This is a genomic window from Haloferax sp. s1 (genome assembly GCF_058382125.1).
Genome location: NZ_JBZRPK010000657.1, coordinates 1 through 12,458, shown reverse-complemented (window position 1 = coordinate 12,458; position 12,458 = coordinate 1). Strand labels below are relative to the sequence as shown.

Below are 12,458 nucleotides of genomic sequence, written 5' to 3'. Positions count from 1 at the left end.
GTTTTATCGTGATTTTCGCTAAAGACTTTTGTTGGAACTGCTTCGGTGAGTAATCATCACCAGTATCGAGATAAATTCGGGCATCTGACTGTCCGCCGGGTATCGAAAATTCTGTGAACGTGAGCTTAAATCTCGCGGGTAAGTAGTTCAAAGCCTCTTGGAAACGTCACGATAACAAAGGTTGTCTGTGGTGTACTACGGCGTAACCGGAGCTGGTCCACTCGCGTGACGTGCGCATGACCGCCCGCACACGACGATGACAACACTATCAAAAGACGAGTTATTTCGCATCCTCAGCAACTCCCGGCGGAGGCAAATACTCTATTTCCTCCACCGTGCGGGTGAACCGCTCTCGTTGAAAGAACTCGCTGCGATGGTTGCAGCGAGAGAAAACGAGACCGCAGTCGAAGACGTGACCGACGAGGAGCGCCAGCGAGTGTACATCTCGTTATACCAGACGCATCTTCCAAAACTCGAAACTGCCGAGTTAATCGACTACGACGAAGAAGAACGAACCGTCGAACTCGTCGCGAGCGTCGCAAAACAGGGGTTTTTCTGGATGCAACCTGAGTCCCGCTATCCGTGGAACCGCTACTACGCCATTCTCGGTGTGCTTGGGTGGGTGCTGATTCTCGGTTTCTGGGCTGGCATCCCGGGGTTCGCGCTTCTTTCGTGGAGTATTATCGCGGTGCTCGTCTCGACCGTGCTGTTACTTATGGTCCTTGTTCAGTATCTGTTGGAAGAACGAGCTGGGATGACGTCTGGCGCATTCGAAACTCTGGTTGAGTGACATTTTATTTTGACCGATTGAGAAGATAGACATGGAGACCGCACATTCTCATATAATGACAATCAAATATCAACACAACTATCTGGGTACTGTTCAATATTATAACAACTCTCTCCTGACAGAGCGGTAAGATAGTCGTAACTGATGTATTTCGCCGTTTTGAAGCTCGTAGCCATTCTCTCGGAAAATGTTGAATTTCAGCACCAGTGCTGATTGTTACGGCTTGTTTACTCGCAGAATTTGCAGCCTACTCCCCGGACAAATCAGTGTGTGAGATTGTCAAACAAGTATATATCCCTGTTTAACCTATTATATCGCTGACCCTCTCGATTTGGGACGCGCCTGGTGGGGCGAACCCAACGTTGTGGTCTGTGCCGGACACACGGCTTGTGCCGGACATACTGTGGTCATCCCTCGATAGACCACGGGTAACGGTCGCGAACACGCGACTACACAGTGGGGGGAGGAAGGAACAATGGTTACCGATTCACTACAGACTGACACCGAAGTCGTCGATCAGACGCCGCAAGAACAGCTCGAAGAGATAACTGGTGGGGTGCGCGAAGTTTCCGAACAATCCGAGACTGAGGCCCTCTCGAAAGACGTGGTCTTCGAGATTTTGAAAAATCAACGACGACGTGACGCCCTCAGATTCCTGAAAGCAAACGACGGTGAAGCGAAGCTCGGTGACATGGCCGAGTTCATCGCAGCGAAGGAAAACGACATCGAGATTAAAGCACTCTCGTCGAGTCAACGAAAGCGCGTGTATATCGGTCTGTATCAGTGCCATCTCCCGAAGATGGACTCGTCCGGTATCGTCGACTTCGATAAGAATCGCGGCGACATCACGCTTCTCGAAACTGCGAAACAACTCGACCAGTATCTCGACGGCGATATTGTCACCATGCAGGAACAGTCAGACCAGTCCGCGGGTCTCATCTCGTCATCAAAGCGAAACCTAACCATCGCCGCTGGCGTTGCCGCGACTGTCTCGGCAGGATTGCTTGGCATTCCCGGCCTCGAACAGGTCCCTACCGCAGGATGGGCTGTCTTGAGTACTGCGACACTCATGGCTATCACCGCGATGGAGTCGTACAAAGACAAACTCCACGTGTGAGCCGCCTGCGCACCTGACGGTTCGGGCACTTCATCGCCAAACTCCGTTTTTTGACGACTTCGTCGCTAGCTGTATCCCGTCCGTTCGACTCCCCAACAATTAACGCTCTCCGAACCATCGCCGCTTCTGATTTCACTATATTCACTCTCTGCGAGTGATTCACATTTGTTTCCTTAATTTGAACCCGGATTCTAGAATTGTCCGTATAACAATCCCCATCGCCCGCCCTGTCTCTCCTATGACTTACTCACGTCCACGGTCACGTTTCGAGCACGTCTCTGGGTCGGGAGGGGGCCGATGAACGACCGCGTCACCGAGGCAGTCGTTCTTGCGGCCGGTGAAGGGCGGCGGCTCCGGCCGCTGACCACCTTCCAGCCGAAGCCGATGCTCCCGGTTGCGAACCGCCCGGTCGTAGAGTACGTCCTTGACTCGCTTTTCGAGTGCGGCATCGAACACGTGGTCGTCGTCGTCGGCCACCGTGCCGACCGCATCCAGACACACCTGTCTGCGACGTATCCCGACGCCGACATCGACTTCGTCCAGCAGGACTCCAGACTCGGAAGTGGACACGCACTCCTGCAAGCTGACACCCAACTCGACGGTCCGTTCGTGGTCTGCAACGGCGACAACGTCGTCAACGCTGACATCGTCTCGAAGGTGCTCGAACGCTTCTCGATGACCAACTCGGTTGCGACGGTCGCTGTCGCCCAGTCCGACACGCCCGAAGAGTACGGCGTTGTAGTCGAAGACAACGGCCGAATATCCGATATCGACGAACACGCCGTCGACAGCGAGAGTTACCTCGTCAACGCCGGTGTCTACGTTTTCGACACGACCGTCTTCGATGCACTCCGGCGTATTCCGCCACAAGACGGCGAGATACGACTACCGGAGGTCGTACAGTACCTCGACAGTCCCGTTACGTCTGTTCTCGTCAGCAGCGGTTGGCTCGACCCCTCACACCCGTGGGGACTTCTCTCCGTCACTGAGTCGCTTCTTGCGCGCCGGCACGCGTCGGTGATAGCGGATTCCGCGCGGATTCACGGGCGCGCACTTGTCGAAGAACCAGTCATCGTCGGTGACGACTGCGATGTCGGGCCGGGCGCAGTCATCAGCGCCGGGTCGTGCCTCCAGAACAACGTCACCGTCGGTGCGAACACCGTCATCGAGCGGTCCATTCTCTCGACTGACGCCCGAATCGGCGCTGGTGTCGTCCTCCGCGACTCCGTCGTCGGTCCCGGCGCACACGTCGGTGATGGCGTTATCTCGCCGGGCGGGCAGGCAGATGTTATCCTCGAAGGGCGACTCTACACTGACCGCCGCCTCGGGAGCATCATTGGCGACCGCGCCGAAGTCGGTGCGAACGTCACGCTCACACCGGGGAGCCGCGTCGGTGCTGAGGCTGTCGTCGGAGAGGGAACGGTCTTACACGGCGATGTCCGCGAGCGCGTGGAGGTGACGCACTAATGTGCGGAATTACCGCTTGCATCGGAACCGACGACTCCGTCGATTCGCTGGTCGATGGACTTCGCCGCCTAGAGTACCGTGGCTACGATTCTGCCGGTGTCGCCGTAAAGAACCCCGCCGGTATCTCGCTGACAAAGCGTGTCGGCGAAGTCTCGGAACTCGTGGCAGCCGTCGAACAGAACCCGATTTCCGGCGACTACGGTATCGGACACACGCGTTGGGCGACCCACGGCGGCGTCACCGACGACAATGCACATCCCCACACCGACGAGGCGGAGCGCATCGCCGTCGTCCACAACGGTATTATCTCGAACTTCCAGTCGCTTCGAAGCGAGTTGGAAGCACGAGGACACACCTTCAGCAGCGAGACCGACACCGAGGTCGTCCCACATCTCATCGAGGAGAACCTGCGAGACGGCGCGACACCAGAGGAAGCCTTCCGCGCTGCGGTTGGCAGCCTCTCGGGAAGCTATGCGCTCGCGGCAATCATCGAAGACGAGCAGGCGATTTTCGCGACGCGGTCCGGTTCGCCGCTCGTCCTCGGCGTCGGCGACGGTGAGTACTATCTCGCAAGCGACGTGCCAGCGTTCATCCAGCACACGGAGCGCGTCGTCTATCTCCACGATGGCGACTTCGTCGTTGTCACTCCCGATGGGTACGACATCACCGACTCTGCCGGTCGGGCAGTCGACCGCCCGGTCGAGTACGTCGAATGGGACCCGGAGACGGCGACGAAGGGTGGCTACGAACACTACATGTACAAGGAAATTAACGAGCAACCCGGCGCGCTCCGCCGCACCACACAGGGGCGGTTGAACACGCACACAGGCGGTGTCGAACTCGAAGAGTTCTCTCCGGAATTCTTCGCCGATGTCGAGCAGGTTCACCTCATCGCGATGGGCACGTCCCACCACGCCGGGATGTACGCGGCGTCGCTCCTCAATTCGCGCGGCATCCCCGCACACGCGTTCATGTCGGGGGAATACTCCGTCATCAAACCGCCGGTGACGGACGACACGCTGGTTATCGCGGTCAGTCAGTCGGGTGAGACGGCGGACACCCTCGATGCCGTCCGCCGTGCGCGCGCGGCGGGTGCGAGAACGCTCGCAGTCACCAACGTCGTCGGGTCCTCGATAACCCGCGAGTGCGATGACGAGTTGCTCATCCGCGCCGGTCCGGAAATCGGCGTCGCGGCGACCAAGACGTTCTCTTCACAGGTAACGGCGCTCACGCTTCTCACCGAGCGTATCGTCGAGGATTTGTTGGGTACGAAATCCAGCGATGCGCGCAACTTGATGGAGGCTCTGTCTCGACTCCCCGGTGACGTACAGGAGGTACTCGATACCTCCACCGCCAGAGAAATCGCAATCGAATACGAGGGCAGCGACGCGTACTTCTTCATTGGACGGGGAGTCGCCCACCCGGTTGCGCTGGAAGGGGCGCTGAAGTTCAAAGAAATCTCGTACGAACACGCGGAGGGATTCGCGGCATCGGAACTCAAACACGGCCCGCTCGCGTTAGTCACGCCGCTCTCGCCGGTGTTCGCTATCTTCACCGGCCACGAGGACGAGGCGACGCTGAGCAACGTCAAGGAGGTTCAGGCGCGCGGTGCGCCCGTCATCGCTGTTACGAGTGACCAGTCCGGAGAGGTACCCGAGTTCGCCGACCACGTGCTCTCGATTCCCGAAACGCACCCCGATATCGCGGGCGTCCTCGCGAACGTACAACTCCAACTCGTAGCGTACCATTCGGCGAAGCTACTCGAACGGTCGATAGACAAGCCTCGTAACCTCGCGAAGTGCGTCACCGTCGAGTGACGTGCGCGCGGCGGAACGAGAGCAGCTTGTGATTATTTCGTCATACTTATCGACAATTTTTCATCTTTTGATTCGGTTGGCGCTCACTAACACGGGGGAGCCTGCCGATTTCGACGGTCGGGTGATTTACATCCCAATCATAGAAATTCTGGATATACGATATTAATACCTAGACTGTAGGCACCGATTACATATCCCTTGGCCACGTCTGATACTATGCGATGACTCGACGCGACCTCGTGGACGATGTTCTCACATCGTCTGACGAGCCAGACGGTCCACTGACGGACGGGGCCGAAGACACCACCCAGCAATCGGGTACCGACGTTCCGCCAGAGGCGTCGGACGACGAACTTCTCGATGCGCTCGGAGACGATGTTTCCCGGGACGTACTCGTGTCGTGTAATCGTGCCCCGATGACCGCCGAAGAGCTTGCAGAGAACTGTGACGTCTCCGAGTCAACGATTTATCGCCGACTGGAGTCGCTTTCGAACCTCGGACTCATCGAGCGCACACAGCGTGTCGACGCTCCGAGTAAAACGTGCTACGAGACAGTCATCGATGGGTTGTCGATTCACGTCGGCGACAGCCTCCGGGTCGAACCGGGGTCGAGTAACTACGTCGTCGACGCGATGCGAACGCTCCTCGCGGCGATAGATGTACAGCAACTCGCGTACGACCGCGAGCAAAACTGCGTCGACGCTCGATTCGAACTGGAGCCGCATCTCCTCGATGCGTTGGTCGAACTGTACATTAGAGACTCCCCCTCACGCGACCAGTGACAGGTGGTGTCCGTCGCCCGACTACGTTCTGTTCTTTGTACCTCCGCCGTGCCGACCCCCGACTATTCTCGCCACGACTCGTCGACTTCACCGAGGACGAGACTCAGTGCTTCCTCGGCGCACCCACTAGCGATTAGGTCCCACGCCGTCTCGGCAGTGACCGGGTCGATGAACTGGGATGCCTCGAGTCCGGCGACGATGCTGGGGACCTCGCGGGCGAACCAGGTATCGACTCCCTCGTCATTGACGCTTTCATCGACCTCGTCGGTGTTGGCTTCCCTGTCCCTAACGCTCTCGTCTACCCGTTCGGTGTTGACTCCCCCGTCGCTGATTTTCTCACCTACCCGTTCGATGTGGATTTTCTCGTCGCTGATCTTCGTATCTACTCCTTTGGCGTTGACCCTCCCATCGTTGACTCCCTCGCCGACCCGCTCTGTATACTGCCGGAGTCGGTCGTAGTCGGAAATCATACCCGTGGTACGGCCCGAACGCTCATAGTTAAGAATCAGCGTTCTGGGGTAACGCCGTCCTTACAAACAGGAAGACAACTCGATTCTGGATTTCAGCTCCTATTATCGAGTCTGATGGCGCTGGTGAGTTCGAGCGGATACGATGGCGTTTCGCCCCGAACGACAACCCTACTGATTCGGACCCGTCCAGAAATACTACCGTACTGTACTCACGTACTACGTACTGTATTCACGTCGACTTTTGTCATCCTGTACTGACGGGTGTTGCCACGATAGTACTGCTCCACAGCTCTTGTGACAGAATCAATCTGGATAACTGGGCGAGAATACTTAGGAGCCGTCGGGCGAAATCGGGTCGTATGGTAGACGGAATCCTCCTCGACCCCTCACAACTGAAAGGGAAAGTCAAGGGTGGCCGCGCCGGGGCCGAGATTGCCGGTATGACCTACATCGGATACGAAATCGCGGTCACTTCACACAGTATCCACGTCTATGGAGACAACTGTAACGCCGACATCCAAGACGAGGAGTATCGCTATCTCGTCCTTCCGTTCGACTCGGTTCGGGCTATCGAGATGAAAGACCTGTCCGACCGTGGCCGGTGCATCGTGGTATACGGACTCGATGACGACCTTATCTTCTACTCGGAGAACCAAAAGAGCCTCTCGAAGAATCTCAAACGTGTGTTTCTCCTGCTTTCGAAATTGCTCGCCTGATATCTCGGATGCTCGTATTTCGGATGCTAACGAGATGCTTTGACGGTAGTTTGCCATCATGGAGCGGTTTAATGCCGATTTACACTCACGAAATACCCTCGTCTCAGGTAACATTCCAAAAGCTGGTGTCCTACCCAAACTGCTAAAGTCGATGGGCTTCCACAACAGCGTATGCCCACTGATACGAACACTGACGACGCGCCGTGTCCCATCATCGACTCCATCAAGCAAATCGGGTCACAGTGGCGTCTGATCGTCCTCTACGACCTTCGGGAGGATGAAAAGCGATTCAACGAACTGAAGCGTTCCACCGGTGCCAGTTCGCGGACGCTCTCTCGCGTTCTCGACGACCTCCAAGAGACCGGCTTCGTCAACCGCCGTCTGGAGGAAGACGCTCCGGTCGCGACATACTACTCGCTTACCGACAAGGGCGTCTCGCTTTGTCCGGTGTTCGACGAGATAGAACAGTGGGCGGCCGAGTGGCTCGAAACCGACGAACAGCCCGCAGAACCCGAGGCTGCCGAGTCGGCTGCCTAACGGGCGCAATTCTCGCAGAACCTCAGACTTCGACGTCCGACTGTCGCGTTCCAGCCTTAGACTTCCAGCGCCTCGGTATCAGCCGTATCGAAGATTGTTTCGTGAACGTCCGCGATAGTGACCGAGTCGAGTTCGTCGAGCATCGCTTGAATCGCGGGTTCGAGCAGTTCACCGAGGACCGGTTGGATGTACTCGCCAACCGTGCATTCGTCGTTTGGTTCGTTTGTGTGGAAACAGAACGGTTCACCGTCTTCCACCGCCTCGTAGATATTTCGTAGCGTGATTTCCTCAGGGTCACGTGCGAGCGTGAATCCTCCCGTTGGACCGCGCTTGGAATCGACGAGATTCGCCTCTCGAAGCGAGCAAAGGAGCTGTCGGATAACGACCGGGTTCGTGTTGACGCTCCAGGCGAGACGGTCGGAAGACAGCCGTTCGTCGCTCCGCACCGCCAGGTTCGTCAGCACGTGCGTCGCGACGACGAATCGGCTGCTGTTCGACATACACTCTGATTCGGTCTACGGGCATTTTAGATTTCACGGTGAGGCAATTGGGCGCTCCACGTACGACGGATGTGTGGCTATTCCATTTCCACTCTACTGGAGTGGTTCAATCTTCGAAACTCTGTGCTGAATTCTGACTGTCCGTGTGTTTGTGGGCAAACCGCGTACTTCAAAAGTGTAAGAATATTGAATGCCTGAACTAACGAGTTCAGTTCTCGTTGGTTCCGTCGGGAGTGCCTATCTCGCGGGTGTTGTCGATACGGTCGTACAGGACCGTTTCGCCGGGCTCGACCGCCCCGCCAGTTGGAAGGCGGACGCCAGCGTTCAACGACGAGTTGATTCCGGTCTTCACCTCATCGCCGAGCACGACGCCGTACTTTCGGCGACCCGAGGAGACGAGTTCGCCTTTGAGCATCTGTCGGACCGGTTCACCGTCGTGGCGGAGGTTGGCGACCTTCGTTCCCGCGCCGAAGTTCACGTCGCGGCCGAGAATGCTGTCGCCGACGTACGATAGGTGGCCGATTGTTGCGCCCTTCATCAGCACGCTGTTTTTGACCTCGACAGCGTGGCCGACTGTCGTGTTCTCGCCGACGAGGGTGTGTCCTCGAACGTAGGCGTTCGGACCGATTGTGGCCCCACTGCGGACGAGTACAGGCCCTTCTATGACGACGCCCGTCCGAACCGTCGCGCCTTCCTCCACGACGACTGTGCCAGTGAGTTCAGCGTTCTCAGCTACGTCGCCGTCGATTCGGCTCTCGCGGTCGCATCTGCTTCCGAGTCCTGAGAGTTTCCACTCGTTTGCTTCGAGTAACTCCCACGGTCGACCGACATCTAACCAGCGGTCGAACGCGACGCCTCGAACGTCGTACTGCTCGCAGGTTGCTGCGAGTACGTCGGTCAGTTCGAGTTCACCACGGTCGCTTTCGGCCACGTCGAGCCATTCGTGTGCCGCTGCGGGGAAGACGTACGCACCGGCGTTGATGAGGTTTGACGGCGGATATTCCGGTTTCTCGACGACACCGGTAACAAAGCCGTCGTCGACCGTTTCGAGGACGCCATACGAACTCGGATTGTCGACGCTGTACGAGCCGACTGCAGGCGTCTTTTCGTACAGCGTCGTCAACGACGGCACGTCGTAGAGGGCGTCGCCGTTGAGGACGACGAAGGACTCGTCTGAGTCCAGTTGTGACGCTGCGGCACGAACGGCATCGGCGGTCCCGCGCTGTTCCGCCTGCACGGCAAACTCAATCGGAACCCCGTCGCGTTCGGCACCGAAATACGAGCGAACGTCGTCGGCTTCGTACCCGACGACGAGCGTGATAGTCGTTGCTCCTGCATCGATGGCGGCGTCGGTGGTGTGTGCAACGAGTGGCTTCTCAGCGACGGGGAGCATCGGCTTGGGTCGGCGGTCCGTCAGTGGGGCCATTCGGGTTCCACGACCGGCGGCGAGAATGACTGTTTGCATGCCTCTCTGACGGTTTTCGTGAAGGAAATCTCTTCTGTCGGAGAAGCGGGGTATTCGAGGACCAGTCGGGCGGCGACGCTGTGGGGAATGCCTCTGAATCCACCTACCGTTACCGACGCGCAATCGAGCGGCCGGTAAGGCAACAAAGTGTCCCGTTCTCCGCGAGAAAACGCTTACGAAGTTCGTGGCTTTTTCGATACTTAAATGATGGTCTCGCGCAATGCAGTCGCTCTCGGAGAATTTGAACCACACGGGCCGCGAACGGCGAATATGTTGGGGTTACGATTGGTTGGAGATTCGCAGTGGACGCGGCGCCGTGTGTTATTAGACAGACGAACCCGAGCGTGTAATACTTTCGTTCCGCGGCGATAGAATCCGTCTCCATCGGGATTATTACCGTCCGACCCATCGGCTGTGGAGGGTTACGATGGAGATTCGCACAGGACTCTCGTATGGAGACGTATTGCTGGTTCCCCAGCGCTCACCGGTCGATAGCCGAAGCGATGTGGACCTCTCAACGAACGTGACGCCGGGCCTTTCCCTCGAGACGCCCCTCGTCAGCGCAGCGATGGACACCGTCACCGAGGCGGAGCTCGCGGCGACGCTCTCGGACCTCGGCGGACTCGGCGTCGTCCACCGATTCCTCGATGTGGACGAACAGGCCGAACAGGTCCGACGGGTCGCCGAATCGGGCGGTACCGTCTCGGGCGCGGTCGGCATCAACGAAGACTACCTCGACCGGACCGAGGCACTCCTCGAAGCCGGTGCCGACGCGATTGTGATGGACATCGCCCACGGACACATGGAGCGCTGTCTGGACGCCGTTGCCCGGATTCGCGACGAGTTCGACCCCGAAATCGTCGCGGGTAACGTCGTCACCCCGGACGCGGTCGAAGACCTCTGGGAGGTCGGCGCGGGTTGCGTGAAGGTCGGTGTCGGCCCCGGGTCGCACTGCACGACGCGCGAGGTTGCCGGCGCGGGCTACCCGCAACTGACTGCCGTCTCGGAGTGCGCAGACCGGGCGCACGAACTCGGTATTCACATCATGGCCGACGGTGGTATCCGAACCTCGGGTGACGCCGCGAAGGCGCTCATGGCCGGTGCGGACACCGTAATGATGGGAAGCTTCTTCGCCGGGACGGACGAGTCACCGGGTCGCGTCGTCGAAGTCGACGGCGACCAGTACAAACGCTCGCGCGGCATGGCATCGACGGAGGCTGCGGACGACCGCGGCGACAAAGAAAGCGATGTCGCAACCGGCGAGGGCGTCGAAGCTCTCACGCCCTACAAAGGTTCGGTCGAACCGCTCGTCGAGGAGTTCCTCGGCGGCGTTCGCTCCGGAATCAGCTACTGCGGCGGCCACACGATTTCCGCCGCGCGCGACAACGCGACGTTCGTCCGCGTCGCGGCGAGCGCCAAAGAACGAGAAGGTGCCCACGGCGTCGTCTTCGCCGAGGGAACTGTGGACGCGGACGACGAAGCCGAACGCGAGATGCAGGTCCCGCTGGCTAACTGACGACTCCGGTCGTCGGTTTCGGTCGGCGTTTTGAGGGATTTCGAGCGACGGTGTTGGTTCCGGTTAGTAATACTGTGTTTCCCGGAACCCGGCTTATATCGCGTTAGCAGTCGCTAGTGTGTTCTGACGCCTCGGACGAACTCCGCCTGTTGCGCGAAGACTACGGTCACTATCGACACGAGAAGCTCCTCAGACACAACGTCCGCATCAGCGAGAACGTCGACACCTGCCTCCACGAGACGCTCGTCAGAGAGCGGGAGGGCGAGGCCGAAGACGACGGCGAGTCACTGTCTTTTCTGGTGGTTGGCGGCGGTAGTTGACACGGCATGTTAGCCGTGGATAGTGGATGCGAAAAGAGTGGGAGGGTGGTGTCCTGAATGTCCGGATGGGAGTTTCCGTCGACCCCCCGGGGGTTTGGGGGGAATTGGGGGTCGACGGAAACATTCATCTGAATTCCGTGCCTATGGGCTTCTACACCCGTGTATTCGCACGGGTTTCAGACGAACCCTTGTGGGATTGAAGCCCAGCAAGAAAGACGCTGTAAAGTCCGGTAAGACCGTTTCAGACGAACCCTTGTGGGATTGAAGCACCCGATGGCTGTCGCATTCCGGACAGGCAGTGACAGTGTTTCAGACGAACCCTTGTGGGATTGAAGCGAGCGGTACCGACACAACTGGTTGAGAGGACGGAGGTTTCAGACGAACCCTTGTGGGATTGAAGCATTTCGAGAAGTGGTTTATCCCACTCCGGGGCGTGTTTCAGACGAACCCTTGTGGGATTGAAGCATGGAGGAACTCGGCATCAACACGACCGCCGACCACAGTTTCAGACGAACCCTTGTGGGATTGAAGCGAACGACGCTTGCTGGGTGGGCGAGTACCAAGCGGAGTTTCAGACGAACCCTTGTGGGATTGAAGCAGGCAATGCTCGGAACAGTAACACCCATCGTAACCGTTTCAGACGAACCCTTGTGGGATTGAAGCTCATTCAAGCACCCCCGCGCCAACGTCGTATTCATCGTTTCAGACGAACCCTTGTGGGATTGAAGCAAACTGACGCGCACGTGGGACGCCGAGAAGCCGGTTTCAGACGAACCCTTGTGGGATTGAAGCGCCGAACTCATTGAGCAAATGCTAACCCTTTGCGTGGTTTCAGACGAACCCTTGTGGGATTGAAGCCCAGCAAGGGAGTTGGGGAAACCCGCGCCGACCTGTTTTAGACGAACCCTTGTGGGGTTGAAGCCCTTGCCCGAGTGTCTCTGCTGCGTCGTCCGATCCGCTT

At 58.2% G+C, this 12,458-nt stretch carries 12 protein-coding genes and 1 CRISPR repeat array; of the genes, 9 read left to right on the top strand and 3 right to left on the bottom strand.

Annotated features, from left to right (window positions below; all coding sequences use genetic code 11):
• Window positions 1–256: 256 nt before the first annotated feature.
• From QT222_RS15350 to QT222_RS15330, 5 genes are all read left to right on the top strand, one after another.
• Window positions 257–790, top strand: a complete 534-nt coding sequence (locus QT222_RS15350) for a DUF7344 domain-containing protein (RefSeq protein ID WP_491477665.1) — start codon at window positions 257–259, stop codon at window positions 788–790.
• 475 nt (window positions 791–1,265) lie between these two features.
• Window positions 1,266–1,907 carry a DUF7344 domain-containing protein gene (locus QT222_RS15345; RefSeq protein ID WP_004060823.1) on the top strand — a complete coding sequence of 214 codons (642 nt, stop codon included), beginning with the start codon at window positions 1,266–1,268 and terminating at the stop codon, window positions 1,905–1,907.
• Window positions 1,908–2,204: 297 nt separating this feature from the next.
• A complete protein-coding gene (locus tag QT222_RS15340) occupies window positions 2,205–3,374 on the top strand; it encodes a sugar phosphate nucleotidyltransferase (RefSeq protein ID WP_004060822.1) in 1,170 nt (389 codons plus the stop codon).
• Window positions 3,374–5,191, top strand: a complete 1,818-nt coding sequence (glmS, locus tag QT222_RS15335; protein ID WP_004060821.1) for a glutamine--fructose-6-phosphate transaminase (isomerizing) — start codon at window positions 3,374–3,376, stop codon at window positions 5,189–5,191. The genes QT222_RS15340 and glmS overlap by 1 nt, the downstream gene beginning before the upstream one ends.
• Window positions 5,192–5,412: 221 nt before the next feature.
• Window positions 5,413–5,973: an ArsR/SmtB family transcription factor gene (locus tag QT222_RS15330; RefSeq protein WP_004060820.1), complete on the top strand. Its 561-nt coding sequence runs from the start codon at window positions 5,413–5,415 to the stop codon at window positions 5,971–5,973.
• 62 nt (window positions 5,974–6,035) lie between these two features.
• On the opposite strand, the gene QT222_RS15325 is transcribed toward QT222_RS15330, so the two are convergent.
• Window positions 6,036–6,443 (bottom strand): hypothetical protein, encoded by a 408-nt coding sequence (locus tag QT222_RS15325; protein WP_491477664.1) that lies wholly within the window; start codon window positions 6,441–6,443, stop codon window positions 6,036–6,038.
• A gap of 359 nt (window positions 6,444–6,802) precedes the next feature.
• Here QT222_RS15325 and QT222_RS15320 point away from each other — a divergent pair, with 359 nt between their 5' ends.
• Window positions 6,803–7,159: a hypothetical protein gene (locus QT222_RS15320; RefSeq protein ID WP_004060818.1), complete on the top strand. Its 357-nt coding sequence runs from the start codon at window positions 6,803–6,805 to the stop codon at window positions 7,157–7,159.
• A 171-nt stretch (window positions 7,160–7,330) separates the two neighbouring features.
• Window positions 7,331–7,696 carry a winged helix-turn-helix transcriptional regulator gene (locus tag QT222_RS15315; RefSeq protein ID WP_004060817.1) on the top strand — a complete coding sequence of 122 codons (366 nt, stop codon included), beginning with the start codon at window positions 7,331–7,333 and terminating at the stop codon, window positions 7,694–7,696.
• A 56-nt stretch (window positions 7,697–7,752) separates the two neighbouring features.
• On the opposite strand, the gene QT222_RS15310 is transcribed toward QT222_RS15315, so the two are convergent.
• Window positions 7,753–8,196 (bottom strand): Rrf2 family transcriptional regulator, encoded by a 444-nt coding sequence (locus tag QT222_RS15310; protein ID WP_004060816.1) that lies wholly within the window; start codon window positions 8,194–8,196, stop codon window positions 7,753–7,755.
• Between the two features lie 208 nt (window positions 8,197–8,404).
• On the bottom strand, window positions 8,405–9,661 hold the full coding sequence (glmU, locus tag QT222_RS15305; RefSeq protein WP_491477663.1) for a bifunctional sugar-1-phosphate nucleotidylyltransferase/acetyltransferase: 1,257 nt from the start codon (window positions 9,659–9,661) through the stop codon (window positions 8,405–8,407).
• A 427-nt stretch (window positions 9,662–10,088) separates the two neighbouring features.
• On the opposite strand from glmU, the gene QT222_RS15300 reads away from it, so the two are divergent.
• Together QT222_RS15300 and QT222_RS15295 are read left to right on the top strand one after the other, a co-directional pair.
• The gene (locus QT222_RS15300; RefSeq protein WP_014732816.1) at window positions 10,089–11,177 is read left to right on the top strand and encodes a guanosine monophosphate reductase; all 1,089 of its coding nucleotides are present in this window, start codon (window positions 10,089–10,091) and stop codon (window positions 11,175–11,177) included.
• Between the two features lie 116 nt (window positions 11,178–11,293).
• The gene (locus QT222_RS15295; RefSeq protein WP_491477662.1) at window positions 11,294–11,497 is read left to right on the top strand and encodes a hypothetical protein; all 204 of its coding nucleotides are present in this window, start codon (window positions 11,294–11,296) and stop codon (window positions 11,495–11,497) included.
• 173 nt (window positions 11,498–11,670) lie between these two features.
• Window positions 11,671–12,419: a CRISPR direct-repeat array (repeat unit 30 nt; unit sequence GTTTCAGACGAACCCTTGTGGGATTGAAGC).
• Window positions 12,420–12,458 lie beyond the last annotated feature (39 nt).

Excerpts from the sequence above, each read along its gene's own strand:
- glmS (WP_004060821.1), top strand. The coding sequence starts at position 3,374 with ATGTGCGGAATTACCGCTTGCATCGGAACCGACGACTCCGTCGATTCG.
- QT222_RS15325 (WP_491477664.1), bottom strand. The coding sequence starts at position 6,443 with ATGATTTCCGACTACGACCGACTCCGGCAGTATACAGAGCGGGTCGGC.
- QT222_RS15315 (WP_004060817.1), top strand. The coding sequence starts at position 7,331 with ATGCCCACTGATACGAACACTGACGACGCGCCGTGTCCCATCATCGAC.
- QT222_RS15320 (WP_004060818.1), top strand. The coding sequence starts at position 6,803 with ATGGTAGACGGAATCCTCCTCGACCCCTCACAACTGAAAGGGAAAGTC.
- QT222_RS15340 (WP_004060822.1), top strand. The coding sequence starts at position 2,205 with ATGAACGACCGCGTCACCGAGGCAGTCGTTCTTGCGGCCGGTGAAGGG.
- QT222_RS15300 (WP_014732816.1), top strand. The coding sequence starts at position 10,089 with ATGGAGATTCGCACAGGACTCTCGTATGGAGACGTATTGCTGGTTCCC.
- QT222_RS15310 (WP_004060816.1), bottom strand. The coding sequence starts at position 8,196 with ATGTCGAACAGCAGCCGATTCGTCGTCGCGACGCACGTGCTGACGAAC.
- glmU (WP_491477663.1), bottom strand. The coding sequence starts at position 9,661 with ATGCAAACAGTCATTCTCGCCGCCGGTCGTGGAACCCGAATGGCCCCA.
- QT222_RS15350 (WP_491477665.1), top strand. The coding sequence starts at position 257 with ATGACAACACTATCAAAAGACGAGTTATTTCGCATCCTCAGCAACTCC.
- QT222_RS15345 (WP_004060823.1), top strand. The coding sequence starts at position 1,266 with ATGGTTACCGATTCACTACAGACTGACACCGAAGTCGTCGATCAGACG.
- QT222_RS15330 (WP_004060820.1), top strand. The coding sequence starts at position 5,413 with ATGACTCGACGCGACCTCGTGGACGATGTTCTCACATCGTCTGACGAG.